The organism is Saccharopolyspora griseoalba (assembly GCF_042665275.1).
In the GTDB taxonomy this organism is placed as follows: domain Bacteria; phylum Actinomycetota; class Actinomycetes; order Mycobacteriales; family Pseudonocardiaceae; genus Saccharopolyspora; species Saccharopolyspora griseoalba.
The window spans coordinates 131462-155610 of the sequence record NZ_JBHTCJ010000009.1; the positions used below are offsets into that span (position 1 = coordinate 131462).

Consider the following 24149-nt stretch of genomic DNA (forward strand, 5'->3'; position numbering starts at 1 on the left):
GATGGAGTTCGCGCTCGACGAGACGCAGCAGGCCGTGCGGGACCTCGCCGACGAGGTGCTCGGCAGGCAGGCGCAGCAGTTCGAGCCGGATGGTGGAACCGGTTTCGATTTCGCGGCTTGGAAAGCGCTCGGCGAGTCCGGTCTGCTGTCGCTGGCCGCGCCCGAACGGCTCGGCGGCGACGGGCTCGGCCCGCTCGAGACCGGCCTGGTGCTGCGCGCGGTCGGCAGGGCCGGGGCGCGGGTGCCCGCCCTGGCGACGCTCGCCTTCGGCGTGCTGCCCATCGCCCGGCTCGGCACCCGGGAGCAGCAGGACGAGCTGCTCGGCGAGTCCGGCAGGGTGTTCACCGCGGCGCTCAACGAGCCGTCGAACCCGCTGCCTGCCACGCCGGGCGCCGCGGTTCGCGGAAACCGCGTCAGCGGGCGCAAGATCGGAGTCCTGCACGCCGACCTCGCGCGTCGGCTGCTGGTCTCGGCCAGCGGTGCCGACGGCCCGATCGCGCTCCTGGTCGATCCCGGTTCCGACGGGGTGCGGATGCACCGGGCGCCGGGCTCGCTGGGCGACGAGTGGGTCGTCGACCTCGACGACGCGCCCGCCGAAACCCTCGGCGACGGAACGGGACTCGCCGACCTGCACGCCTGCGCCCTGGCCGGGATCTGCTCGCTGGCCGACGGGGCGGTGGCCGCGGCGCTGGACCTCACCGCCGAGCACCTGCGCACGCGCCACCAGTTCGGCAAGCCGCTCGCCGCCTTCCAAGCCGTCGCGCAGCAGGTCGCCGACGTCTACGTGCTCGCCCGCACCCTGCACCTGGCCGCGCTGTCCGGCTGCTGGCGGCTGGCCACCGGGCGCGATGCCGCCGAAGACCTGGACATCGCCGCCTACTGGCTCGCCGAGAAGGCGCCCGCGGCGATGCGCACCTGCCACCACCTGCACGGCGGGCTCGGCCTGGACATCACCTACCCGCTGCACCGGCACCACTCGCAGATCAAGGACCTCGCCCGACTCGTCGGTGGCGCCGGCCACCGGCTCGACGCCGTCGCCGCGCACGGGGGATAGCCGATGTTCATCGAACTCACCGAGGCCCAGCGCGCGCTGCAGGCCGAACTGCGCGACTACTTCGCCGATCTCGTCACGCCCGAGGAGCGCAGCCGGCTCGCCGTCGACCGCCACGACCAGGCCCACCGCGACGTGGTGCGCCGGATGGGCCGGGACGGCTGGATGGGCGTGGGCTGGCCGGTCGCCTACGGCGGCAAGGGGTTCGGCGACGTGGAGAACCACGTCTTCGCCGACGAGGCCTCCCGCGCCGACGTGCAACTGCCCTCGGTGACCCTGCAGACCGTCGGTCCCACGCTGCAGGCGCACGGCACCGAGGAGCAGAAGGCGCACTTCCTGCCGAAGATCCTCGCCGGCGAAGTGCACTTCGCCATCGGCTACACCGAACCCGAGGCCGGAACCGACCTCGCCTCGCTGCGCACCACCGCGGTGCGCGACGGCGACGAGTTCGTGGTCAACGGGCAGAAGATCTTCACCACCGGTGGCCACGACGCCGACCACATCTGGCTGGCCTGCCGCACCGATCCGGAAGCGCCCAAGCACAAGGGCATCTCCATCCTCATCGTCGACACCCGCGACCCCGGCTACTCCTGGACGCCGATCATCACCGCCGACGGCGCCCACCACGTCAACGCCACCTACTACAACGGCGTTCGCGTCCCGGCCTCGATGCTGGTCGGCGAGCTGAACGAGGGCTGGAAGCTGATCACCACCCAGCTCAACCACGAACGCGTCATGCTCGGGCCCGCGGGGCGCATCGGCGGCATGCGCGAACGCGTCCGCGGCTGGGCGGCCGACCGCACCGCGCCCGACGGCACGCCGCTGCTGAGCCTTCCCGACGTGCGCGCGGCGCTCGCCAGGGCGCGCGCCTGCGAGCGCGTCAACGAACTGCTGAACTGGCAGGTCGCGGCCTCCGCCGCGCTCGGACCGGTCGAGGTCGCCGACGCCTCGTCGACCAAGGTGTTCTCCTCGGAAACGCTCCAGGAGATCGGCCAGGAGCTCGAAGAGCTCGTCGGCCGCCACGGCGACCCGGGCGATGCCGCGACCGCCGAGCTGCTGCGCTGGCTGGACGTGCAGGCCAAGCGCAACCTCGTGCTGACCTTCGGCGGCGGGGTCAGCGAGGTGCAGCGCGAGCTCATCGCCACCGCCGGACTCGGACTTCCACGAGTACCGCGTTGACCAGGGGAGCACCAGTGAGCGACGAGGACATCCGCGCCGAAGCGCAGCGCATCGCCGAGAAGGGTCCCAGCGCACCGCGATCCGCCCGCGACCCGGTGAACCAACCGATGATCAACAACTGGGTGGAGGCGCTCGGGGACGCCAACCCGGTCTACACCGACGACGCCGCCGCCGCGGAATCCGTCCACGGTGGACTCGTCGCGCCGCCGGCCATGGTGCAGGTGTGGACCATGGGCGGGTTGCACCCCGACCGCGATCCGGACGACCCGCTGCACGCGATGATGAGCGCGCTCGACGAAGCCGGGTTCGCCGGCGTGGTGGCCACCAACTGCGATCAGGTCTACCACCGGTACCTGCGGCACGGGGAGCGCGTCTCGGTGTCCACCCGGCTGGAATCGGTGGTGGGGCCCAAGCGCACCGGGCTCGGCGAGGGCTGGTTCGTCACCACCCGCAGCACCTGGTGCGTCGGCGAGGAACCGGTCGCCGAGATGATGTTCCGGGTGCTGAAGTTCCGCCCCGGCGCGCAGGGGTCCGAAGCGGACGGCAGCGCCGCCGAGGTCGTCGAGCAGGTGATCCGCCCCGCGATCAACCGCGACACCGCGTACTTCTGGGAGGGCACCGCCGAGGGCGAGCTGCGCATCCAGCGCTGCGGCGGCTGCGGCCTGCTGCGGCACCCGCCGGGGCCGATGTGCCCGGAATGCGGCGCCACCAAGCCCACCCACCTCGTCTCCGACGGGCTCGGCGAGATCTACAGCTACGTGGTGCACCACCGCCCCGCCATCCCCGGCAAGGAGCTCCCGCTGGTCATCGCCCTGGTGGAGCTCGACGAAGGGGTGCGGGTGCTGGCCGAGCTGCGCGGCTGCGAGCCCGAGGACGTGGCCATCGGGCAACGCGTCGAGGTCGGCTACCAGCGCGTCGACGAGGAACTCACCCTGCCGTACTGGAAACCCGTGGGGAGCAGGTCATGACACGAAAAGCCGCCGAGGTGACCGTCGGCGACGCCCTGCCCGAGCAGCGCATCGAGGCCACCCCGACGTTCGTCATCAGCACCGCGCTGGCCACCCGCGACTTCCAGGACGTCCACCACGACCGCGACCTCGCGGTGGCCAAGGGCTCGAAGGACATCTTCGTCAACATCCTGACGACCACCGGCCTGGTGCAGCGCTACGTCACCGACTGGGGCGGCCCGAACGCCCTGGTGCGCGGGGTGTCGGTCGAGCTCGGGGTGCCCTGCTACGCCCACGACACCCTCACCTTGCACGGCCAGGTGCTCGAATACGACGAGCAGCAGTTCGCGGTGGAGGTCCTCGGCCGCAACCGGCTCGGCACGCACGTCACGGCCACCGTCCGCGTGGAGCTGCCGGAGGTGGGCGCATGATCTCCGGCAAGACCGCGATCGCCGGCATCGCGGCCACCGAGTTCTCCAAGGATTCCGGGCGCAGCGAACTGCAGCTGGCCGCCGAGTGCGTTCGCGGCGCCATCGAGGACGCCGGTCTGGAGCCCGCCGAGGTCGACGGGCTGGTCACCTTCACCATGGACACCAACACCGAGACCGCGGTCGCCCGCGAGGTGGGCATCGGCGAGCTGAGCTTCTTCAGCCGCATCGGCTACGGCGGGGGAGCGGCCTGCGCCACGGTCCAGCAGGCCGCGATGGCGGTGGCCACCGGCGTGGCCGAGGTCGTGGTCTGCTACCGGGCGTTCAACGAGCGCTCCGGGCAGCGCTTCGGCCAGTTCAACGCGGGCCTGAGCGGGCAGCCGACCTCCACCGGGCTGGACAACAGCTGGAGCTACCCGGCGGGACTGGGCACCCCCGCCGCGCAGGTGGCCATGTTCGCCCGCCGCTACATGCACGAGTACGGCGCGACCAGCGAGGACTTCGGGCGCGTCGCGGTCGCCGATCGCAAGCACGCCGCGACCAACCCGAACGCCTGGTTCCACCAGCGGCCGATCACCCTGGCCGACCACCAGGACTCGCGCTGGATCACCGAACCGCTGCGGTTGCTGGACTGCTGCCAGGAGAGCGACGGCGGGGTGGCGCTGGTGGTCACCTCGCTGGAACGCGCCCGCGACCTGGCGCACCCGCCCGCGGTGGTGGCCGCGGCGGCGCAGGGCAGCGGCACCGACCAGTTCACGATGACCAGCTACTACCGCGACGAGCTGACCGGCCTGCCCGAGATGGGGCTGGTCGCCCGGCAGCTGTGGCGGCAGGCCGGGGTGGGGCCGCGAGACGTGCAGGTCGGCATCCTCTACGACCACTTCACCCCGTTCGTGCTGGTGCAGCTCGAAGAGCTCGGGTTCTGCGGGCGCGGCGAGGCGCGCGAGTTCATCGCCGACGGCAACATCGAGCTCGGCGGCGGGCTCCCGCTCAACACCCACGGCGGGCAGCTCGGCGAGGCCTACATCCACGGGATGAACGGCATCGCCGAGGCGGTCCGCCAGATCCGGGGGACCGCGGTCAACCAGGTCCGCGGTGCCGAGACCGTCCTGGTCACCGCGGGCACCGGTGTGCCCACCTCGGGCCTGGTGCTGGCGGCCTGACGACCGCGGTCGGGCCGGAAAGCGCGCCTCCCGGGTTTCCCGGCCCGCTGCGGCTACTCGTCGTAGGTGATCTCGACGTCGTCGGTGACCGGGACCGACTGGCAGCCCAGGACGTAGCCCTCGTCGAGGTCCTCCTGCTCGAGGATGTTGTTCTGCAGCATCTTGACCTCGCCGGATCTGACCAGGCAGACGCAGGCGCTGCAGCGCCCCTCGCGGCAGGAGTAGGGCGCGTCGAGGCCCTCGTCGAGCAGCAGGTCCAGCAGCTTGGTCTCCTGCGGCCAGGTCATCTCGTGGTGCTCGCGGTCGAGCTGGAGCCTGAGCCGCGCCGCGGCCGCGGACTCGGCGGCCGGGGTCGGCGGCGCGGGGGCGTGGCGGTCGAAGGGGTTGCCCGCCAGCGAGGTGAACCGCTCGGCGTGGACGCGCTTGCGCGGCACCTCCAGCGCCCGCAGCGCCGCGGTGACCGCGTCCATGAACGCCGGGGGGCCGCAGGTGTAGATCTCCGAGTCGGTGAACGGCCGCAAGGTCGCCGCCAGGGTCTCGGGGCCGGGCAGGCCCTGCAGGGTCTCCAGCCAGTGCACGACGGTGAGCCGCTCGGGGTGCTGCGCGACGAGCTCGCGCAGCTCGTCGCGGAAGATCACCGAGTTCTCGTCCCGGTTGGCGTAGAGCAGCACGATCCGCCCCCGGCCCGCGGCCAGCGCGGACTTGGTGATCGACATGATCGGGGTGATCCCGCTGCCGGCCGCGACCAGCAGCAGTTCGCCGTCGAGGCTCTTCGGGGTGAACTTGCCCGACGGGGGCAGCACGTCGAGCTCCAACCCGGGGCGGGCCTGCGCGCACAGCCACGCCGAGCCCGGCCCGACGCTCTTGACGGTCACCTTGAGCAGCGCGTCGGTGTGCGGCGAGCTCGACAGCGAGTAGCAGCGGGCCATCGACCCGCCGTCCTCGCCGGGCACGCGCACGGTCAGGAACTGCCCGGGCCGGTAGTCCCAGCCCCGCGGCGGCTGGAACACCAGGGATCGGCTGTCCGGGGTCTCGGCGACCACGTCGTGCACTGTCAGGCGGAGTGGGCCGTCGGTCATGGGCTCCTCGCTTCGCTCGACGCGGGATCCGGAACTCCCGCGAACCGACTGAAACATGTTATAGATTTTAGCGCCATCGGCGCTATGATGTAGCCCAGAGCTGGACATCAATCCTCCCGCCAGTCGAGAGGAACCTGTTCCAGTCGTGAGGCGCCGGTGCCTACCCTGGAGGTCGCATGCTCAGCGCCGATCAGCGCACCGAACTGGCCGGTTCGCTGCGGCGGGCCGAACGCGAGCGCTCGCCGATCCCACCGCTGGTTCGCACGAACCCGGACATCGACACCGCCGACGCCTACGAGATCCAGCTGATCAACGTCCGGCGCCGCGGCGAGGAGGTCGTAGGCCACAAGGTCGGCCTGTCCTCACCGGCGATGCAGCAGATGATGGGCGTCGACGAGCCCGACTACGGCCACCTGCTGGCCGGGATGCGGCTCGGCGACGACGAACCCGTCGACACCGAGCTCTACTGCTGCCCGCGCGTGGAGGTCGAGGTCGCCTTCCTGCTGGCCGAGGACGTCCCCCCGGACGTCGACGAGGAAGGAGTCCTCGCCCGCACCCGAGCCCTCGCCCCGGCCATCGAGCTCATCGACAGCCGCATCGCCGACTGGCGGATCAGCATCGCCGACACCATCGCCGACAACGCCTCCTCGGCCGCGTTCGCGCTCGGCCAGCAGCGGGTCGATCCCTCCCGGCTCGACCCGCGCGGCATCGACGCCGAGCTGCACCGCAACGGGGAGGTCGTCGAACGGGGACGCTCCGACGCGGTGCTGGGCAACCCCGCCACCGCCGTGGCCTGGCTGGCGCGCAAGGTCGCCGGCTACGGGGTGCGGCTGCGCGCGGGCAACGTCGTGCTCCCCGGCTCCTGCACCCGCGCGGTCGACCTGCGTCCCGGCGACGAGTTCCGGGCGGACTTCGCCGGTCTCGGCAGCGTCGGGCTCGTCGCCAAACCCCCGAGGGAGGTCCCATGACCGTCAAGGCCGCCATCGTCGGGTCGGGAAACATTGGCACCGACCTGCTCCACAAGCTCAGCCGATCACCCGACGTCGAACCTGCGTGGATGGTCGGCATCGACCCGGCCAGCGACGGGCTGCGCCGCGCAGCCGAACTCGGCGTCGAAGTCGTCGACGAGGGCGTGGAGAAGCTGCTCGACGCCGAAACCCCGGACCTGGTCTTCGAAGCCACCTCCGCCGGGGTGCACCGGGCCAACGCCCCGCGCTACGCCGAGCGCGGCATCCGCGCCATCGACCTGACCCCCGCCGCGCTCGGGCCCTACGTGGTGCCGCCGGTCAACCTCGGCGAGCACCTCGACGCGCCGAACATCAACCTGATCACCTGCGGCGGGCAGGCCACCATCCCCATCGTGCACGCGGTCTCGCGCATCACCGAGGTCGACTACGCCGAGATCGTGGCGTCGGTGGCCTCGGTGTCGGCCGGGCCGGGAACGCGGGCCAACATCGACGAGTTCACCCGCACCACCTCCGCCGGCATCGAGCTGCTCGGCGGCGCCGCGCGCGGCAAGGCCATCATCGTGCTCAACCCGGCCGACCCGCCGATGATCATGCGCGACACCATCTTCTGCGCCATCCCCGAGCACGCCGACACCGAGGCCATCGCGGCCTCCATCACCGAGATGGCCGACGACATCGCCGAATACGTGCCCGGCTACCGGCTGCTGTCCGAGCCGCAGTTCGACCCGCCATCACCCGCCACCGGCGGGCGCGCCCGGGTGGCGGTGTTCGTCGAAGTCGCAGGCGCCGGGGACTTCCTGCCCGAGTACTCGGGCAACCTCGACATCATGACCGCCGCCGCCGTGCGGGTGGGCGAGCAGCTCGCCCGCACCGGCGCACTGGCCGAGGAGGTCGCGCGGTGAGCAACCAGCAGATCCCACCCACCAAGACCTACGGCCCCGACCTCGACCTGCGCATCACCGACACCTCGCTGCGCGACGGCTCGCACCACAAGCGCCACCGGTTCACCACCGCCGAGGTCCGCGACGTCGTCACCGCCCTCGACGGGGCGGGCGTGCCCGTCATCGAGGTCGCCCACGGCGACGGGCTCGGCGGATCGTCGTTCAACTACGGCTTCTCCACCACACCCGAGCAGGAACTCATCACCACCGCCGCCGAAACCGCCCGCGACGCGAAGATCGCCGTGCTCATGCTGCCCGGCGTCGGCGTCACCGACGACATCCTCATCGCCCGCGACAACGGCGCCGGCGTGTGCCGGATCGCCACGCACTGCACCGAAGCCGACGTGTCCGCCCAGCACTTCGGGCTCGCCCGCGAGCACGGCATGGAAACCGTCGGATTCCTCATGATGGCCCACTCCCAACCACCCGAAGTCCTCGCCGCGCAGGCGCGCATCATGGTCGACGCGGGCTGCCAGTGCGTCTACGTCGTCGACTCCGCGGGCGCGCTGGTGCTGGAGCAGGTCTCCCAGCGCGTCGAAGCCATCGAAGCCGAGATCGGCTCGCAGGCGCAGATCGGCTTCCACGGGCACGAGAACCTCGGGGTGGCCGTGGCCAACTCCATCGCCGCCTTCCGCGCCGGAGCCGTGCAGATCGACGGCAGCGCCCGCCGGTTCGGCGCCGGAGCCGGGAACACGCCCGTGGAGGCGCTGGTCGGCGTCTGCGACAAGCTCGGCTACCGCACCGGCGTGGACTTCTTCGCCGCGGCCGACGCCGCCGAGGACGTCGTGCGCCCCGCCATGCCCGAGGAATGCCTGCTCGACCGGTCCGCGCTGACCATGGGCTACGCCGGGGTCTACTCCAGCTTCCTGAAGCACGCCGCCCAGCAGGCCCAGCGCTACGACGTGCCCGAAGCCCAACTGCTGGTCCGCGCCGGGCAGCGCAAGCTCGTCGGCGGCCAGGAGGACCAGCTCATCGACATCGCCCTCGAACTGAGAGCAGAACGGAGCCAGGCATGACCGAGCGGGACAGCACCGAAGTCCTCGACGCGGTGCACAAGCTGCTGCCCGGAATCCGGGACCGCGCGCAGCAGGCCGAGGACGAACGCCGGATCCCGGCCGCCACGATCGCCGAGCTCACCGAGGCCGGTTTCTTCGCGCTGCTGCAGCCCGCCCGCCACGGCGGCTGCGAAGCCGACCCGAGCAGCTTCTACACCGCGGTCAAGCAGCTCGCCGCCGCCTGCGGCTCCACCGGATGGGTCGCCTCCATCCTCGGCGTGCACCCGTGGCACCTGGGGCTGTTCGACCAGCGCGCCCAGGACGAGGTGTGGGGCGACGACCCCGACACGCTGATCTCCTCGTCCTACGCGCCCATGGGCAAGGCCCGGGTCACCGACGGCGGGTACCGGCTCACCGGGCGCTGGAGCTTCTCCTCCGGCTGCGACCACGCCAGCTGGGTGTTCCTCGGCGGCCCGGTGCTCAAGGACGACAAGGCGGTCGACTTCTGCACCTACCTGCTGCCGCGCTCGGACTACCAGATCGCCGACGTGTGGGACACCGTCGGACTGCGCGGCACCGGCAGCAACGACGTCATCGTCGAGGACGTGTTCGTCCCGCAGCACCGGGCGCTGAGCTTCCTGGCCATGTCGCAGACCCGGTGCCCCGGACACGAGGTCAACACCGCTCCGCTGTACCGGCTGCCCTGGGGCACCGTGCACCCCTCGACGATCACCGCACCGATCATCGGCATGGCCCAGGGCGCCTACGACGCGCACGTCGAGCACCAGGCGGCCCGCGTGCGCGCCGCCTACGGCGAGCAGACCAAGGACGACCCGTTCGCCAAGGTGCGCATCGCCGAGGCCGCCAGCGAGATCGACGCCGCCTGGCTGCAGCTCACCGGCAACATCGCCGAAGAGCTCGCGCTGCTGCGCGCCGGCGAGGACCTCCCGATGTCGCTGCGCCTGCGGGCCCGCCGCGACCAGGTCCGCGGCACCGCGCGGGCCATCGAAGCCGTCGACCGGCTCTTCGAGAACTCCGGCGGGCGCGCGCTGCAGCGCGGCACGCCGATCCAGCGGTTCTGGCGCGATGCCCACGCCGGCCGCGTGCACGCCGCCAACGACCCCGAGCGCGCCTACACCATGTTCGGCAGCGGCGAGTTCGGCCTACCGGTGAAGGATTCGATGGTCTGATGATCACCAGCCAGGACGTGAAACTGCCCTCCGGCCTGCGCCTGCACTACCACGAGGCGGGCCGGGACAACGAGCGAACCGTCGTCATGCTGCACGGCGGCGGGCCCGGCGCGGCGGCCTGGAGCAACTTCAGCCGCAACATCGAGGTCTTCGCCGAGGACTTCCACGTGCTGGCCGTCGACCAGCCGGGATTCGGCAAGTCCGACAAGCCCGCCGAGCACGGCCAGTACTTCACCCACAGCGCCACCGCGCTGCACGAGCTCTTCGACGAGCTCGGCGTCGGCAAGGCCGACCTGCTGGGAAACTCGCTCGGCGGCGGCACCGCGGTGCGGTTCGCGCTGAACTTCCCCGATCGCGCCGGGCGGTTGGTGCTCATGGGCCCCGGCGGGTTGAGCCTGAACGTCTTCGCGCCCGACCCCACCGAGGGCGTGCAGCGGCTGGCCGGCTTCGGCGCGGCCCCGAGCAAGGAATCGCTGGCGGCCTTCCTGCGCACCATGGTGCACGACCAGTCGCTGATCACCGACGAGCTCGTCGAGGAGCGCTACGCGGCGGCCAGCACGCCCGAGTCGCTGGCCGCGATGAAGGCCATGGGCCGCTCGTTCGCCCAGGCCGAGACCTTCGAGGAAGGGCTGCTGTGGCGGGAGGCCCACCGGTTGCGCCAGCGGGTGCTGCTGATCTGGGGCCGCGAGGACCGCGTCAACCCGCTCGACGGGGCGCTGGTCGCGCTCAAGCTCATCCCGCGCGCGCAGCTGCACGTCTTCGGCCGCTGCGGGCACTGGGCGCAGCTGGAGAAGTTCGCCGAGTTCAACCGAATCACCAGGGATTTCCTGCTGGACTGACCGAGGGAGATGGTTGCCATGGGTATTCGCTCGCTCGGATACCTGCGCATCGAGGCCACCGACATCGACGCCTGGCGGGTGTTCGCGCTCAAGGTCCTGGGCATGGTCGAGGGCAGCGGTGCCGACCCGGACGCGCTCTACCTGCGCATGGACGACTTCCCGGCGCGGCTGGTGATCGTGCCGGGCGAGACCGACCGGCTGGCGGCCGCGGGCTGGGAAGCGGCCAACGAGGCCGAGCTGCAGGAGGTGCGCGACGCGCTGAGCGCCAACGGCATCCCGTTCAAGGAGGGCACCGCCGCGGAGGTCGCCGACCGGCGGGTCGCCGAGCTGATCCGCTTCGCCGACCCCTCCGGCAACGAGCTGGAGGTCTTCCACGGCGCTGCGCTGCAGCACCGCCGCGTGGTCAGCCCCTACGGGCACCGGTTCGTCACCGGCGAGCAGGGCCTGGGCCACGTGGTGCTGTCCACCCACGACGACGAGGCCGCGCTGCGCTTCTACCGCGACGTGCTGGGCTTCCGGCTGCGCGACTCCATGCGGATGGCCCCGGAGCTGGTCGGCAGGCCCGCCGACGGCGAGCCGGCGTGGCTGCGGTTCTTCGGCTGCAACCCGCGGCACCACAGCCTGGCGTTCCTGCCGATGCCCACGCCCAGCGGCATCGTGCACCTGATGGTCGAGGTCGAGGACGTCGACGACGTCGGGCTGACCCTGGACCGCGCGCAGCGGCGCGGGGTGCCGCTGTCGGCCACGCTGGGCAGGCACGTCAACGACCTGATGCTGTCGTTCTACGTCAAAACCCCCGGCGGCTTCGACGTGGAGTTCGGCTGCGAGGGCCGCCAGGTGGACGACTCGGACTGGATCGCCAGGGAATCCACCGCGGTCAGCCTCTGGGGCCACGACTTCTCGGTGGGGCACCACGCGCAGTAGGGCGGAACGACGAGGGCCGGAGGAGGTCTCGCATGGATCAGGTGGTGGCCGCGCAGGACATCGACAGCCGCACGTTCCGCCGCACGCTCGGGCACTTCTGCACCGGCGTGACCGTGGTGACCGGAACCGACGGGCAGCGCCCGGTCGGCTTCGCCTGCCAATCGTTCGCGGCGCTGTCGCTGGACCCGCCGCTGGTGCTGTTCTGCCCGGGGCGCTGGTCGCGCACCTGGCCGCTGATCGAGCGCTCCGGCGTGTTCGGCGTCAACGTGCTCACCGCCGCGCAGCGAGACGTCAGCTCGGTGTTCGGCCGCAGCGGCGAGGACAAGTTCGCCGGCCTGAGCTGGAGGCGCGGGCCGGCGGGCGCGCCGATCCTCGACGGCGTGCTCACCTGGCTGGAGTGCGCCGTGGAGTCGGTGCACGACGGCGGGGACCACGACGTCGTCATCGGCCGGGTCCACGCGCTGGGGCCCACCGCCGAAGCCCCACCCCTGCTGTTCCACCAGGGCGCCTACACCACGGTGGCCCCCGACCCGTCCCCGGCTCCCGCGGACTTCCTCACCTGGGACGCCGACGACTGGCTCTGACCACCCAACACGCCGAAACCACCCCACCCCGACCCGGTGAACCTCGAAGAACCATGGAATTCGCCCGGCGGAAGAGCAGGTATTTCCGCCCGGCGAATTCCATGGTTCTTCGTCGGGGTGGGTCAGAGGCGTTCGAGGATGGTGGCGGTGGAGAGGGCTCCGCCCGCGCACATGGTGACCAGGGCGGTGCCCGCGTCGGTGCGTTCGAGCTCGTGCAGGGCCGAGGTGAGCAGGCGGGCTCCGGTGCTGCCCACCGGGTGGCCCAGGGCGATGGCGCCGCCGTTGGGGTTGACCCGCGCCATGTCCGGTTCGTGCACCGAGGCCCAGGACAGCACCACCGAGGCGAACGCCTCGTTGACCTCGAAGACGTCGATGTCGCCCGGTTTCATCCCGCTGCGCCGCAGCACCCGCTCGGTGGCCTGCACGGGCCCGTCCAGGTGGTAGTAGGGCTCGGAGCCCACCAGGCACTGCGCCAGGACGCGGGCGCGGGGACGCAGCCCCAGCGCGCGGGCCCGCTCGGCGTCCATCAGCAGCAGCGCGGCGGATCCGTCGGAGATCTGCGAGGACGTGCCCGCGGTGTGCAGGCCCCCGTCGAGAACGGGTTTCAGCCCGCCGAGAGCCTCCAGGCTCGTCTCGCGCAGGCCCTGGTCGCGGGTGACCTCGCCGCCGGCGGTGGGCACCGGGACGATCTCGCGGTCGAAGTGGCCCCGCTGCCAGGCCCGCTGCGCGCGCTGCTGGGAGCGCAGCCCGAAGGCGTCCAAGTCGTCGCGGGTCAGGCCGCGGTGCGCGGCGATGCGGTCGGCGGCCTGGTACTGGTCGGGCAGGTCGATCTGCCAGCTGTCCGGCTTGGGCCGGCCCACGTCGGTGCTCAGGTTGCTGCCGAGCGGTACCCGGCTCATCGCCTCCACCCCGCAGGCGACCCCGGCACCGATGGCGTCGGCGGCGATCAGGCCCGCGATCAGGTGGGTGGCCTGCTGCGCCGATCCGCACTGGGCGTCGATCGAGGTGCAGCCGACCTGCTGGGGCAGCTCGGAGTGCAACCAGGCGGTGCGGGTGATGTTGCCCGCCTGCTCGCCCGCCTGGGTCACGCAGCCGCCGATGACCTGCTCGACCTCGGCCGGGTCGATGCCGGCGCGGTCGAGCAGGCCGCGCTGCGCGGCGCCGAGGACCTCGGCGGCGTGCAGCGCGGACAGCTCGCCGCGACGCTTGCCGATCGGGGTTCGCACCGCCTCGACGATCACCGGAGTGCCCACCTGAACCTCCCTACCACGACTGCCGTCGACTCAAACCTAGAACATGTTCACCTCGACGAACAACCACGCGCGCGTGCTGATCGCGAATTTCCGTGCTCTGGCACGATTCATGCAGGGTTGCAGGGGTTTACCGGGGCGGCATCATGTGGTTCTCTTCACATAGAACTCGTTTCAGTTCTTGCTGGAGGTAGCCGTGGCCTCACCGAGCCTTCCGGACGGTTTCGACTTCACCGACCCGGATCTGCTAGCCGAGCGCGTCCCCCTCGAAGAGTTCGCCGAACTGCGGCGCACCGCTCCGATCTGGTGGAACGAACAACCCTTCCGGATCGGGGGGTTCGAGGACACCGGCTTCTGGGTCGTCAGCAGGCACGCCGACGTCAAGGAGGTCTCGCGCCGCACCGACGTGTTCTCCAGCCGGGAGAACACCGCGATCATCCGGTTCAACGAGGAGATGACCCGGGACAAGATCGAGATGCAGCGCTTCATCATGCTCAACATCGATCCGCCCGAGCACACCAAGATCCGGCGGCTGGTGGCCCGCGGCTTCACCCCGCGGGCGATCAACGGGCTGCGCGAGGTGCTGCACGAGCGCGCCGAGCGCATCGCCACCGGGGCGCTGGAGAGCGGCACCGGCGACTTCGTCACCGACATCGCCTGCGAGCTGCCGCTGCAGGCCATCGCCGAGCTGCTGGGCGTGCCGCAGGAGCACCGCAAGGACCTGTTCGACTGGTCCAACCAGATGGTGGCCTACGACGACCCCGAGTACGAGGTCGAGCCGGAGGCCGCATCGGCGGAGATGCTCGGCTACTTCATGAACGTCGCCGAGCAGAAGCGCAAGTGCCCGATGGACGACATCGTCACCAAGCTCGTGGAAGCCGACGTCGACGGCAGCGAGCTCAGCTCCGACGAGTTCGGGTTCTTCACCATCCTGCTGGCCGTGGCGGGCAACGAGACCACCCGCAACGCCATCAGCCACGGCATGCACGCGTTCATGCAGCACCCCGAGCAGTGGGAGCTCTACAAGCGCGAACGCCCGGAGACCGCCGCCGACGAGATCGTGCGCTGGGCGACTCCGGTGGTGTCGTTCCAGCGCACCGCGATGGCCGACACCGAGCTGGCCGGCCAGGCGATCAAGCGGGGCGAGCGGGTCGGGATGTTCTACAGCTCGGCCAACTTCGACCCGGAGGTCTTCGAGGAACCCGAGAAGTTCGACATCCAGCGCGACCCGAACCCGCACGTGGGCTTCGGCGGCACCGGCGCGCACTACTGCCTGGGCGCGAGCCTGGCCAGGCTGGAGATCGCCCTGATCTTCAACGCCATCGCCGACCGCATGCCCGACATCCGCCAGCTCCAGGAACCGCGCAGGCTGCGCTCCGGCTGGCTCAACGGCATCAAGGAGTACCGCGTGCAGTACGCGTGAACGACGACGGCCACCCTCACCCCGCGGGGGTCAGGGTGGCCATCGCGCGGTCGAACTCCCAGAACGCCCGGATCGCCAGGACGCGACCGGCCTCGTCGACCCGGTAGGAGAACACGCCCTCGGCGGTCATCGCGCTGCCGTCGGGCAGGAACGTCACGATCCGGCCGGTGTTGGCGACCTCGCTGCCGCAGGCGAACGAGTCGTCGATGTGGAACTCGATGCGCCGGGCCTGGGCGATCGCGAGGTCCCAGAACGCCGAGATCCCCTCGCGCCCGCGGTGACCGCTGCCCTCGGGATCGAAAGCCGAAGGGCCGACGGGATCCTCGACCACGGCCTCGGGCGCGAACAGGTCCAGCCAGCCGTCCTTGTCGCCGCGGGCGACCGCGCTGATCGAGGCGAACGCCGCGTCGCGCGCCGGATGCGACTCGCCGGTGGCCTTCCAGAAAACACCTTCACCCATGGTTCTCCTCCTGCGAGAGCTCGTGCCTCTTCTCATCAAAAGTCCATGCGCCAACGCATGGACTTTTGATGAGAAGAGGCTCAGCAGTGCGCGATGACCTCGGTGGCGAACTTCCGGATGGAGTCCTTCTTCGCCTCGATCGGGGCGTCGAAGCCGTGGCCGTCGAACATCCAGGGCACGGTGATCGCATCGGTCACCCCGGCCTCGGCCTGCTCCAGGTAGCCCTCCAGCCCGAAGCGGTCCACGCACACCGCCTGGATCTCGAACGGCTCGTCGTCGCGGTCGTGCGCCGCGCGCAGCTCACCCAGCCGGTCCACGGTCTCGCGGATCTCGGAGAGCTTCATCATCGCCGAGGCCCAGCCGTCGCCGAGCCTGGCGGCGCGGTCGAGCGCCGGCTCGCTGTGCCCGCCGACGTAGATCGGCATCCGCTCGGAGGGCGCCGGGGAGATCTGCAGGCGGTCGAAGTCGAAGAACCGCCCGTGGTGCTCGACCATCCCGCCGTCCAGGATCCGGCGGATGATCCCGATCATCTCGTCGACCCGCGCGCCGCGCCGGGCGTACGGGGCCCCGCACCACTCGAACTCCTCGGGCGCCCAACCCAGCCCGACGCCCAGCCCGAAGCGGTCGCCGGTCATCGAGCACACCGAGGCCAGCTGGCGCGAGAGCAGCACCGGGTTGCGCGGCCCCAGCTTGAGCACCGAGGTGTAGAAGCGGATCCGCGAGGTCACCGCGCCCATGGCGGCGGCGGCCACCAGCGGATCCACCCACGGCGTCTCGGCGTCCCACATCCGCGAGCCGTCGGGCGTGTAGGGGTACTCGGCCGAGACCTGCTCGGAGTAGAACAGCGAATCCGGCAGTGCGATCGAGGTGAACCCGCACTCCTCGGCCGTCCTGGCCAGCTCCGGAAGCTGGTCCAGCGGGCTCATGGCCACCGACATCGTGAACTTCATCTAGCCTCCCGGCTTGCTCGAACCGACCACCCACATCGAGAAGTACTGCGAGCCACCGCCGTAGGCGTGACCCAGCGCGATCCGCACGCCGTCGACCTGGTTGTCCCCCGCGTCACCGGTGACCTGCCGCGCAGCCTCGGCGAAGCGCAGCAGGCCGGAGGCGCCGATCGGGTTCGACGAGAGCACCCCACCGGAGGGGTTGACCGCCAGCCGCCCGCCGATCGCGGTCTCACCGGCCTCGGTGAGCTTCCAGCCCTCGCCCTCGGCGGCGAAGCCCAGGTTCTCCAGCCACATCGGCTCGAACCAGGAGAACGGCACGTAGATCTCCGCGGCGTCGACCTCGTCGAGGGGGTCGGTGATGCCCGCCTGCCGCCACAGCGCCGCCGCGGCGTCCTTGCCCGCCTGCGGGTTGACCTGGTCGCGGCCGGCGTAGGTGGTCGGCTCGGTGCGCATCGCCGTGGCGTGGATCCAGGCGGCCTTGCGCCCGGCCGCGCTGGACTCGTCGCCGATGACCACCGCGCAGGCGCCGTCGGAGGACGGGCAGGTCTCGTCGTAGCGGATCGGGTCCCACAGCACCTGGGAGGCCAGCACGGACTCGACGGTGATGTCGGGCTGCTTGAGGTGCGCGAAGGGGTTGCGGCTGCCGTTGCGCCGGTCCTTGGCCGCCACCATCGCCCCGGTGTGCTCCGGGGCCCCGCTGCGGCGGATGTAGGAGCGCACGTGCGGCGCGAAGTAGCCGCCCGCGCCCGCGCCCACCGGCATGCTGAACGGCGGCACGATCGACAGCGCCCACATCGCGTTGGACTCCGACTGCTTCTCGAAGGCCACCGCCAGCACCCGCCGGTGCTCGCCGCCCTGCACCAGGCTGGCCGCCACGTTGCCGGTCGAACCGCCCACCGAACCGGCGGTGTGCACCCGCAGCAGCGGTTTCCCGGTGGCGCCCAGCGCGTCGGCCAGGTGCAGCTCGGGCATCATCACGCCCTCGAACAGGTCCGGCGCCTTGCCGAGCACCACCGCGTCGATGTCGTCCCAGTCCACCCCGGCATCGGCCATCGCGCGGTCGACGGCCTCGCGGCACAGGCCCGCGATGGACACGTCGTGGCGCTTGGTGGTGTGGTGGGTCTGGCCGGTGCCCAGCACGGCCGCCAACTGCTTGCCCATCAGTCCCGTCCCTCCATCACGCACACCAGGTTCTGCTGCAGCGCCGGCCCGCTGGTGGCGTGCGCCAGCGCGCGCTCCGCTCGACCGCGCCGCACCCGTTCGGCCGCCTCCCCGATGCGGGCCAGCCCGGCGGAGAACATGGGGTTCGCGCACAGCGCCCCACCGGAGGGGTTGACCACGACCTCCTCGGGCAGGCCCAGCGCGCGGCGCAGCAGGATCTCCTGGTGGGTGAACGGCGCGTGCAGCTCGGCGACCTCCACGCCCGAGAGGTCCAACGCCCGCCCCGCGGCCTCGGTCGATGCCGACCGGCGCAGGTCGCGCGCACCGAGACTGCCCGACTCGACGAGGTGCTGGATGCCGGTGATCCAGGCGGGGCGCTCGGCGATCTCGCGCGCCCGGTCCCCGGCGGCCAGCACGATCACCGCCGCGCCATCGCTGATCGGCGCGCAGTCGTGCGCGCGCAGCGGTTCGGCGACGTAGGGCGCGCCGAGCAGCTCCTCGGGCTCGACCGCGCCGGAGAGCTGCGCGCGCGGGTTGTCCGCGGCGCCGGCGCGGCTGCGCGCGGCGACCTCGGCCATGTCGCGGGCGGTGTAGTCGCCGGCGTCCAGGCCCATCCGGGCCTGCAGCCCCGCGATGCTCACCGAGTCCGGCCACAGCGGTGCGGCCGAGTACGGGTCGAGCTGCAGCGCCAGGGTGCGCCGCAGGTTCCCGGCCGAGGACTTGCCGAACCCGTAGACCAGGGCGGTGTCGACCTCGCCGGTGCGGATCTTCACCCACGCCTCGTAGAGCGCCCAGGCGGCGTCCATCTCCACGTGCGATTCGTTGATCGGCGGCACCGCGCCGATCGCGTCGACCGCGGCGATGAACGAGAACGCCCGCCCCGCCAGGTAATCGGAGGATCCCGAGCACCAGAACCCGATGTCGTGCTTGGACAGCCCGGTCTCGGCGAAGACCTCCTGGAAGATCGGCACCAGCATCTCGACGCCGTTGGTGGTGCCCTGCGTGCTGCGCACGTTGGGCGCCTGCGCGAAGCCGACCACGGCCACGTCTGTCACGGCAGCTCCTTCACAGGTGGTGGGCGTAGGACTCGAACGGCGCGTCCGGTTGCCCGGTGGGCTCGAAGTGGTCGATGTTCTCCAGCGTGTGCCCCCACTGCTCGCGGGGCTTCCACGCGGCCCGGACCCGCATGCCCATCCGCACCTCGCTGGCCTCGCAGCCCAGCACCAGGTGCAGGAAGGCGATGTCGGCTCCGTCGAGCAGCACGTAGGCGGCCACGTAGGGCGGCTTGATGCGCTGCCCCAGGAAGGGGACGTTGACGATGCAGAAGGTGGTCACGATCCCGGTGTCGGGCAGCTCGACCTCCTGCTCGGTGGGCACCCCGTCGGTGGGGCAGGCCCCGCGCGGCGGGATGTAGACCTTCGCGCAGACCGGGCAGCGCTGGCCCAGCATCCGGCCTTCGGCGAGCCCGCGAAGGTAGCGGCTCTCCTCGGGGGAGGCCGAGTGCTGGTAGCCGAGGTTGATCGGCGTGGTCAGCATGCTCACCGCCTCCGATCCGGCGGTCCCGGTCGGCTGCGCGGGGGCGTCCCCGGGTTCGAAGCAGGCGATGTCGCGGATGCCGCCGCCGCGCTCGGCGGCCCAGCGCACCCGCACCCGCATCCCGGTGGCCATCTCGCCCGGCGTGCCCGCGTCCACGGCGTGCAGCAGGGGAGTGTCGGCGCCGTCGAGGCGGATCAGCGCCCAGGCGAACGGGTGCGCGAGCGGCTGGCCCTCGACGGGGTCGGGCATCCAGGTCCAGGACACCACGGTTCCGGTGGTGCCGACCTCGACGAAGTCGTCCAGGGCGGCGGCGGTTTCCGGGTCGTGCTCGACCGGCGGGACGTGCACCCGGCCGTCGCTGCCGCGCACGCCCAGGACGCGGCCCTCGCGCAGACCGGAGGCGAACCTGCTGAGCACGGGGCCGAGCGAGCGGGTGTAGTCGAAGCCGATGTCCAACGGGGCGCTGAGCGGTTCGGAGATCCCAGTCACAACCGGAAGTGAAACATGTTCTCGCAATTGCGGCAATATCCGGTGCACCATGGGCGCAGGCCACCGCGCGCCGGGAAACGGAGGTTCACCGTGAAAGTCGGATTGCAGCTCGGGTACTGGGGTGCTGCCCCGCCGTCCAACGCGCAGGAACTCGTTCTCGAAGCCGACCGGTGCGGGTTCGACGGCGTGTTCGCCGCCGAGTCGTGGGGTTCGGACGCCTTCACCCCGCTGGCGTGGTGGGGTTCGCAGACCCGGCGGGTGCGACTGGGCACCTCGGTCGCCCAGATCTCCGCCCGATCGCCGGCCTCGCTGGCCATGCACGCGATGACCCTCGACCACCTCTCCGGCGGGCGGGCGGTGCTGGGGCTGGGCGTGTCCGGCCCGCAGGTGGTCGAGGGCTGGTACGGCCAGCCCTTCGCCAAGCCCCTGGCGCGCACCCGCGAGTACGTCGACGTCGTGCGCCAGGTGCTGGCCCGCGAAGCGCCCGTGCGCAACGACGGGGTGCACCACCGGCTGCCCTACGACGGCCCCGGTTCGATCGGGCTGGGCAAACCGCTCAAGCCGATCACGCACCCGCTGCGCGCCGATCTGCCGATCTGGCTGGGCGCCGAGGGGCCGAAGAACGTCGCGCAGACCGCCGAGATCGCCGACGGGTGGCTGGCGGTCTACTACTCGCCCCGGGTGGGTCCGATGTACGAGGACTGGCTGGCCGAGGGCTTCGCGCGGCCGGGCGCGCGGCGCACCCGGGACGACTTCGAGATCGCCGCGAGCTGCCAGGTCGTGGTCACCGACGAGCCGGTGGCCGAGCGGGCCAAGCTCAAGCCCTCCACCGCCCTCTACATCGGTGGAATGGGCGCTCCGGGCATGAACTTCCACGCCGAGCTCTTCCGGCGGATGGGCTACGGCGAGGCCGTGGCCGACGTCGAGCGGCTCTTCGCCGAGGGGCGGCGGGAGGAGGCCGTGGCCGCGGTTCCCGACGAGGCCGTCGAGGACGTCTCGATCATCGGCGATGCCGACTACGTGCGCGAGCGCGTGGCCGAGTGGCAGAAGTCCGGGGTGAACACGTTGCTGGTCGGGTGTCGTGATGCCGAGCAACTGAGCTCGGTGAGCCGGGTTCTCGACCTTGCCGCATAACTGAAACACGTTCTATGTTGGTGCTGCCCGCCGCCGCGCCCCGCGGCGGGTCGGGCGCAGCTGTCACCGTGGACAGGAGTCGTGCCGTGGCCGATATGGGACTGTGGAAGATCGCCGAGCAGCAGCCGGAGCGCACGGCCGTGATCACGCCGGAAGGCCGCGCGGTCGCGTACGGCGAGCTGGCCGCGACCGCCGACCGCTACGGGCGCGGGCTGCAGGCCATGGGCCTGCGGCCCGGTGACGCCGTCGTGCTCATGCTGCCCAACGGCGCCGATCTGGTCGCCGCCTACTTCGCCGCGCTGCAGACCGGGCTGTACGTGGTGACGGTCAACTGGCACCTGGTCGGTGCCGAGGTCGCCTACATCGCCGAGGACAGCGGGGCCAAGACCTTCATCGCCCACGAGCGCTTCGCCGAGGCCGCCGCAGACGCCGCCGCGGGGAGCGGGCTGCCCGCCGAGGCGTGCTTCGCGGTGGGCGAGGTGCCGGGGTTCCGCCCGCTGGCCGAGCTCGGCGCCGACGAACCGCGCACCCGCCCGGACATCCGCACCGCCGGGTCCCCGATGCTCTACACCTCGGGAACCACCGGCCGCCCCAAGGGCGTGCGCCGGCCGCTGACCGGAGCCGATCCCGACGAGGTGCCGGTGGCCAGCACCTGGTTCTTCAGCATCTTCGGGCTGGAGCCCTTCGACGACCACGTGCACCTGTGCGGCTCGCCGCTGTACCACACCGCGGTGCTCAACTTCGTCGGGATCTCCCTGCAGCTCGGGCACGCCGCGGTGCTCATGGACCGCTGGGACGCCGAGGAGATGCTGCGGCTGATCGAGCGCCACCGGGTCACGCACAGCCACATGGTGCCCACCCAGTTCCGCCGGTTGCTCGCGCTGCCGGAGCCGACGCGCCAGCGCTACGACGTGTCCTCGCTGCGGGCGATGATCCACGGCGCCGCGCCGTGCCCGCCGGAGGTCAAGCGCGCCATGCTGGACTGGTGGGGTCCGGTGGTCATCGAGTACTACGCCGCCACCGAGGGCGGGGGGACCGTCATCCCCGCCGAGGAGTGGCTGGCCAAACCCGGCTCGGTGGGCAGGCCCTGGCCCGGCTCGGTGGTCACGATCCTCGACGACGACGGCCAGGAGCTCCCCGCGGGCGAGATCGGCACGGTCTACATGCGGATGGGCTCGTCGAACTTCGAGTACCACAACGACGAGGCCAAGACCCGGCAGGCGCGCGTCGGCGACCTGTTCACCCTCGGCGACGTCGGCTACCTCGACGAGGACGGCTACCTGTTCCTCTGCGACCGGCGCAACGACATGATCATCTCGGGCGGGGTGAACATCTACCCGGCCGAGATCGAGAACGAGCTGTCGGTGCACCCGAAGGTCGGCGACGTGGCGGTCTTCGGCGTTCCGCACGACGACTGGGGCGAACAGGTCAAGGCGGTGGTCCAACCGGCCGATGGCGTCGAGCCGGGGGAGGCGCTCACCGAGGAGCTCCTGGTGCACGCGCGCGCCCGGCTGGCCGGGTTCAAGGTGCCGCGCAGCGTGGACTACCTCGACGAGCTCCCGCGCGATCCCAACGGCAAGCTCTACAAGCGCAAGCTGCGCGACCCCTACTGGGCGGGCCGCGACCGCGCCATCTGAATCGCTTCGCCGAGCGACGACACCGCGCGCGCTGATCAACTCCGGTCGGCGCGCGCGGTGTCGTGCTGCGCGCACCTCTTCCGGCGAGCGGAAGGCCGGGCGGATTCCCGATTTTCGACCCCTTCCGGACGCTTGCGAGTGGCGATAACACGTTCTACTTTTTTCGAGTGGCACTCAACATCGCAGATCTCTTCGAGCACGCAGTCGACCTGACCCCCGAGCGCGTCGCCGTGGTCTGCGGCGAGCGTCGGGTGACCTTCGCGGAGCTGGAGAAGCGCTCCAACCAGCTGGCCCACCACCTCGCCGGGCGAGGCGTCGGCCGGGGCTCGCACATCGGCGTGTACTCGCGGAACTCCATCGAGGCGGTGGAGGCGATGCTCGCGGCCTACAAGCTGCGCGCCGTGGCGATCAACATCAACTACCGCTACGTCCCCGCCGAGCTCGAGTACGTCTTCACCAACGCCGACCTGGTCGCGCTGGTGCACGAGCGCCGCTACGCGCCCAACGTCGCGGAAGTGATGGATCGGGTTCCGGAACTGAATCATGTTCTAGTTGTCGAGGACGGGACCACAGAGGACTTCGCCGAGTGCGGCGGCGTCGCATACGAATCCGCGCTCGCCGCTCAGTCCGGTGAGCGCGATTTCGGCGAGCGGTCCGCCGACGACCTCTACCTGCTCTACACCGGCGGCACCACGGGAATGCCGAAAGGCGTGATGTGGCGCCAGGAAGACGTCTGGCGCGTCCTGGGCGGCGGGATCGACTTCATGACCGGCGAGTACCTCGCCGACGAGTGGGAGCAGGCGCGCACCGGCGCCGAGGACGGCGGCCTGGTGCGACTGCCCTGCGCGCCGTTCATCCACGGCGCCGCCCAATGGGCCACCTTCGGAAACCTGTTCGCCTGCTCCCCAACGGTCTTCGTGCCGCAGTTCGACCCGCACGAGATCTGGCGGGCCATCGAGCGCGAGAAGGTCAACGTGCTGGCCATCGTCGGCGACGCCATGGCCCGCCCGCTCATCGAGGCCTACCACGAGGGCGACTACGACGCCTCCTCGCTGGTGGCGATCTCCAGCACCGCCGCGCTGTTCTCCACCTCGGTCAAGCACCAGTACCTCGACGCGCTGCCCAACGTGGTCATCACCGACGCGATCGGCTCCTCGGAGACCGGCTTCGGCGGCATCGGCATGGTCACCCGCGACGGCGTGCACAGCGAAGGCCCCCGGGTCAAAGCCGATTCCGGCCTGCTGGTCATCGACGACGACAACCGGCCCGTGCAACCGGGAAGCGGCCAGATCGGCTGGCTGGCCAAGACCGGGCACGTGCCCATGGGGTACTACAAGGACGAGGAGAAGTCCGCCTCGGTGTTCGTCGAAGTCGACGGCAAGCGCTACGTGGTCCCCGGCGATCACGCCCGCCTGGAGGCCGACGGCTCGGTCACCCTGCTCGGCCGCGGCGTGATGTCCATCAACACCGGCGGGGAGAAGGTCTTCCCCGAAGAGGTCGAGGGCGCGCTGAAATCGCACCCCGACGTCTTCGACGCGCTGGTGGTCGGCGTTCCCGACGAGCGCATGGGCCAGCGGGTCGCCGCCCTGGTGCAACCGCGCCCCGGCACCGCGCCGCAGCTGGCCGACCTCGACGCCCACTCCCGCGAGGTCATCGCCGGTTACAAGGTGCCGCGCAGCCTGTGGCTGGTCGACGAGATCGGCCGCCTGCCCAGCGGGAAGCCCGACTACACCTGGGCCCGCAGGCACACCGAGACCACCGAACCCACCGCAGCGCAGGACACCGCGCGGCGCGAAGGCGCAGCGGGCTGAGAGGAACACG

Annotated in this window: 23 protein-coding genes; 16 read left to right on the forward strand and 7 right to left on the reverse strand. The window is 71.4% G+C overall.

Annotated features, from left to right (window positions below):
- Position 1: 1 nt before the first annotated feature.
- Genes ACFQRI_RS18285 through ACFQRI_RS18305 form a run of 5 tightly spaced genes read left to right on the forward strand, consistent with a single transcriptional unit; the run spans position 2 to position 4768 of the window.
- Entirely contained in the window at positions 2-1054 is a 1053-nt protein-coding gene (locus ACFQRI_RS18285) for an acyl-CoA dehydrogenase family protein (protein ID WP_380670154.1), read from the forward strand.
- Between the two features lie 3 nt (positions 1055-1057).
- Positions 1058-2230, forward strand: coding sequence for an acyl-CoA dehydrogenase family protein (locus ACFQRI_RS18290; RefSeq protein ID WP_380670156.1), 1173 nt, complete (start codon positions 1058-1060; stop codon positions 2228-2230).
- 14 nt (positions 2231-2244) lie between these two features.
- Positions 2245-3198: a bifunctional MaoC family dehydratase N-terminal/OB-fold nucleic acid binding domain-containing protein gene (locus ACFQRI_RS18295; protein WP_380670158.1), complete on the forward strand. Its 954-nt coding sequence runs from the start codon at positions 2245-2247 to the stop codon at positions 3196-3198.
- Positions 3195-3608, forward strand: a complete 414-nt coding sequence (locus ACFQRI_RS18300; RefSeq protein WP_380670160.1) for a hotdog family protein — start codon at positions 3195-3197, stop codon at positions 3606-3608. Before ACFQRI_RS18295 ends, ACFQRI_RS18300 begins: the two co-directional genes overlap by 4 nt.
- On the forward strand, positions 3605-4768 hold the full coding sequence (locus ACFQRI_RS18305; RefSeq protein WP_380670162.1) for a lipid-transfer protein: 1164 nt from the start codon (positions 3605-3607) through the stop codon (positions 4766-4768). Before ACFQRI_RS18300 ends, ACFQRI_RS18305 begins: the two co-directional genes overlap by 4 nt.
- A 53-nt stretch (positions 4769-4821) precedes the next feature.
- Here ACFQRI_RS18305 and ACFQRI_RS18310 read toward each other — a convergent pair whose 3' ends face one another.
- A complete protein-coding gene (locus ACFQRI_RS18310) occupies positions 4822-5847 on the reverse strand; it encodes a 2Fe-2S iron-sulfur cluster-binding protein (RefSeq protein ID WP_380670164.1) in 1026 nt (341 codons plus the stop codon).
- 176 nt (positions 5848-6023) lie between these two features.
- On the opposite strand from ACFQRI_RS18310, the gene ACFQRI_RS18315 reads away from it, so the two are divergent.
- From ACFQRI_RS18315 to hsaB, 7 genes are read left to right on the forward strand one after another with little or no spacing between them, the layout of a single operon-like run.
- Positions 6024-6815 (forward strand): 2-keto-4-pentenoate hydratase, encoded by a 792-nt coding sequence (locus ACFQRI_RS18315; protein ID WP_380670166.1) that lies wholly within the window; start codon positions 6024-6026, stop codon positions 6813-6815.
- Positions 6812-7717, forward strand: a complete 906-nt coding sequence (locus ACFQRI_RS18320) for an acetaldehyde dehydrogenase (acetylating) (RefSeq protein WP_380670168.1) — start codon at positions 6812-6814, stop codon at positions 7715-7717. The genes ACFQRI_RS18315 and ACFQRI_RS18320 overlap by 4 nt, the downstream gene beginning before the upstream one ends.
- Positions 7714-8772, forward strand: a complete 1059-nt coding sequence (gene dmpG / locus ACFQRI_RS18325; RefSeq protein WP_380670170.1) for a 4-hydroxy-2-oxovalerate aldolase — start codon at positions 7714-7716, stop codon at positions 8770-8772. Before ACFQRI_RS18320 ends, dmpG begins: the two co-directional genes overlap by 4 nt.
- A complete protein-coding gene (hsaA, locus tag ACFQRI_RS18330; protein ID WP_380670172.1) occupies positions 8769-9941 on the forward strand; it encodes a 3-hydroxy-9,10-secoandrosta-1,3,5(10)-triene-9,17-dione monooxygenase oxygenase subunit in 1173 nt (390 codons plus the stop codon). Before dmpG ends, hsaA begins: the two co-directional genes overlap by 4 nt.
- Entirely contained in the window at positions 9941-10780 is an 840-nt protein-coding gene (hsaD, locus tag ACFQRI_RS18335; RefSeq protein ID WP_380670174.1) for a 4,5:9,10-diseco-3-hydroxy-5,9,17-trioxoandrosta-1(10),2-diene-4-oate hydrolase, read from the forward strand. Before hsaA ends, hsaD begins: the two co-directional genes overlap by 1 nt.
- 18 nt (positions 10781-10798) lie before the next feature.
- Complete coding sequence (gene hsaC / locus ACFQRI_RS18340) at positions 10799-11704, forward strand: iron-dependent extradiol dioxygenase HsaC (RefSeq protein ID WP_380670177.1); 906 nt, start codon at positions 10799-10801, stop codon at positions 11702-11704.
- A gap of 32 nt (positions 11705-11736) precedes the next feature.
- Positions 11737-12288: a 3-hydroxy-9,10-secoandrosta-1,3,5(10)-triene-9,17-dione monooxygenase reductase subunit gene (gene hsaB, locus ACFQRI_RS18345; RefSeq protein WP_380670179.1), complete on the forward strand. Its 552-nt coding sequence runs from the start codon at positions 11737-11739 to the stop codon at positions 12286-12288.
- A 122-nt stretch (positions 12289-12410) separates the two neighbouring features.
- Here the strand turns inward: hsaB and ACFQRI_RS18350 are convergent, their stop codons facing one another.
- Positions 12411-13541, reverse strand: coding sequence for a steroid 3-ketoacyl-CoA thiolase (locus tag ACFQRI_RS18350; RefSeq protein ID WP_380670181.1), 1131 nt, complete (start codon positions 13539-13541; stop codon positions 12411-12413).
- Positions 13542-13734: 193 nt separating this feature from the next.
- Between ACFQRI_RS18350 and ACFQRI_RS18355 the strand changes: the two genes are divergently transcribed.
- Positions 13735-14961: a cytochrome P450 gene (locus tag ACFQRI_RS18355; RefSeq protein WP_380670183.1), complete on the forward strand. Its 1227-nt coding sequence runs from the start codon at positions 13735-13737 to the stop codon at positions 14959-14961.
- A 16-nt stretch (positions 14962-14977) separates the two neighbouring features.
- Here ACFQRI_RS18355 and ACFQRI_RS18360 read toward each other — a convergent pair whose 3' ends face one another.
- The 5 genes from ACFQRI_RS18360 to ACFQRI_RS18380 form a co-directional block, all read right to left on the reverse strand.
- Positions 14978-15421 (reverse strand): nuclear transport factor 2 family protein, encoded by a 444-nt coding sequence (locus tag ACFQRI_RS18360; RefSeq protein ID WP_380670185.1) that lies wholly within the window; start codon positions 15419-15421, stop codon positions 14978-14980.
- 80 nt (positions 15422-15501) lie between these two features.
- Positions 15502-16371, reverse strand: a complete 870-nt coding sequence (locus ACFQRI_RS18365; protein WP_380670187.1) for a TIGR03619 family F420-dependent LLM class oxidoreductase — start codon at positions 16369-16371, stop codon at positions 15502-15504.
- Positions 16372-17532 carry a thiolase domain-containing protein gene (locus ACFQRI_RS18370; protein ID WP_380670189.1) on the reverse strand — a complete coding sequence of 387 codons (1161 nt, stop codon included), beginning with the start codon at positions 17530-17532 and terminating at the stop codon, positions 16372-16374. It abuts the gene before it with no gap.
- Positions 17532-18587: a thiolase domain-containing protein gene (locus ACFQRI_RS18375; protein ID WP_380670191.1), complete on the reverse strand. Its 1056-nt coding sequence runs from the start codon at positions 18585-18587 to the stop codon at positions 17532-17534. Before ACFQRI_RS18375 ends, ACFQRI_RS18370 begins: the two co-directional genes overlap by 1 nt.
- Positions 18588-18597: 10 nt before the next feature.
- Positions 18598-19548, reverse strand: coding sequence for a Zn-ribbon domain-containing OB-fold protein (locus tag ACFQRI_RS18380; RefSeq protein WP_380670323.1), 951 nt, complete (start codon positions 19546-19548; stop codon positions 18598-18600).
- A 99-nt stretch (positions 19549-19647) separates the two neighbouring features.
- On the opposite strand from ACFQRI_RS18380, the gene ACFQRI_RS18385 reads away from it, so the two are divergent.
- The 3 genes from ACFQRI_RS18385 to ACFQRI_RS18395 all read left to right on the forward strand — a co-directional run bounded on the left by ACFQRI_RS18385 (position 19648) and on the right by ACFQRI_RS18395 (position 24139).
- The gene (locus tag ACFQRI_RS18385; protein ID WP_380670193.1) at positions 19648-20691 is read left to right on the forward strand and encodes an LLM class F420-dependent oxidoreductase; all 1044 of its coding nucleotides are present in this window, start codon (positions 19648-19650) and stop codon (positions 20689-20691) included.
- A gap of 95 nt (positions 20692-20786) precedes the next feature.
- Positions 20787-22328: an acyl-CoA synthetase gene (locus ACFQRI_RS18390; protein ID WP_380670325.1), complete on the forward strand. Its 1542-nt coding sequence runs from the start codon at positions 20787-20789 to the stop codon at positions 22326-22328.
- Between the two features lie 167 nt (positions 22329-22495).
- Positions 22496-24139: an acyl-CoA synthetase gene (locus ACFQRI_RS18395; protein ID WP_380670195.1), complete on the forward strand. Its 1644-nt coding sequence runs from the start codon at positions 22496-22498 to the stop codon at positions 24137-24139.
- Positions 24140-24149 lie beyond the last annotated feature (10 nt).

Excerpts from the sequence above, each read along its gene's own strand:
- ACFQRI_RS18360 (WP_380670185.1), bottom strand. The coding sequence starts at position 15,421 with ATGGGTGAAGGTGTTTTCTGGAAGGCCACCGGCGAGTCGCATCCGGCG.
- ACFQRI_RS18370 (WP_380670189.1), bottom strand. The coding sequence starts at position 17,532 with ATGGGCAAGCAGTTGGCGGCCGTGCTGGGCACCGGCCAGACCCACCAC.
- hsaD (WP_380670174.1), top strand. The coding sequence starts at position 9,941 with ATGATCACCAGCCAGGACGTGAAACTGCCCTCCGGCCTGCGCCTGCAC.
- ACFQRI_RS18305 (WP_380670162.1), top strand. The coding sequence starts at position 3,605 with ATGATCTCCGGCAAGACCGCGATCGCCGGCATCGCGGCCACCGAGTTC.
- ACFQRI_RS18365 (WP_380670187.1), bottom strand. The coding sequence starts at position 16,371 with ATGAAGTTCACGATGTCGGTGGCCATGAGCCCGCTGGACCAGCTTCCG.
- ACFQRI_RS18300 (WP_380670160.1), top strand. The coding sequence starts at position 3,195 with ATGACACGAAAAGCCGCCGAGGTGACCGTCGGCGACGCCCTGCCCGAG.
- ACFQRI_RS18390 (WP_380670325.1), top strand. The coding sequence starts at position 20,787 with ATGGGACTGTGGAAGATCGCCGAGCAGCAGCCGGAGCGCACGGCCGTG.
- ACFQRI_RS18310 (WP_380670164.1), bottom strand. The coding sequence starts at position 5,847 with ATGACCGACGGCCCACTCCGCCTGACAGTGCACGACGTGGTCGCCGAG.
- hsaB (WP_380670179.1), top strand. The coding sequence starts at position 11,737 with ATGGATCAGGTGGTGGCCGCGCAGGACATCGACAGCCGCACGTTCCGC.
- ACFQRI_RS18285 (WP_380670154.1), top strand. The coding sequence starts at position 2 with ATGGAGTTCGCGCTCGACGAGACGCAGCAGGCCGTGCGGGACCTCGCC.
- ACFQRI_RS18320 (WP_380670168.1), top strand. The coding sequence starts at position 6,812 with ATGACCGTCAAGGCCGCCATCGTCGGGTCGGGAAACATTGGCACCGAC.
- ACFQRI_RS18290 (WP_380670156.1), top strand. The coding sequence starts at position 1,058 with ATGTTCATCGAACTCACCGAGGCCCAGCGCGCGCTGCAGGCCGAACTG.
- hsaC (WP_380670177.1), top strand. The coding sequence starts at position 10,799 with ATGGGTATTCGCTCGCTCGGATACCTGCGCATCGAGGCCACCGACATC.
- hsaA (WP_380670172.1), top strand. The coding sequence starts at position 8,769 with ATGACCGAGCGGGACAGCACCGAAGTCCTCGACGCGGTGCACAAGCTG.
- ACFQRI_RS18315 (WP_380670166.1), top strand. The coding sequence starts at position 6,024 with ATGCTCAGCGCCGATCAGCGCACCGAACTGGCCGGTTCGCTGCGGCGG.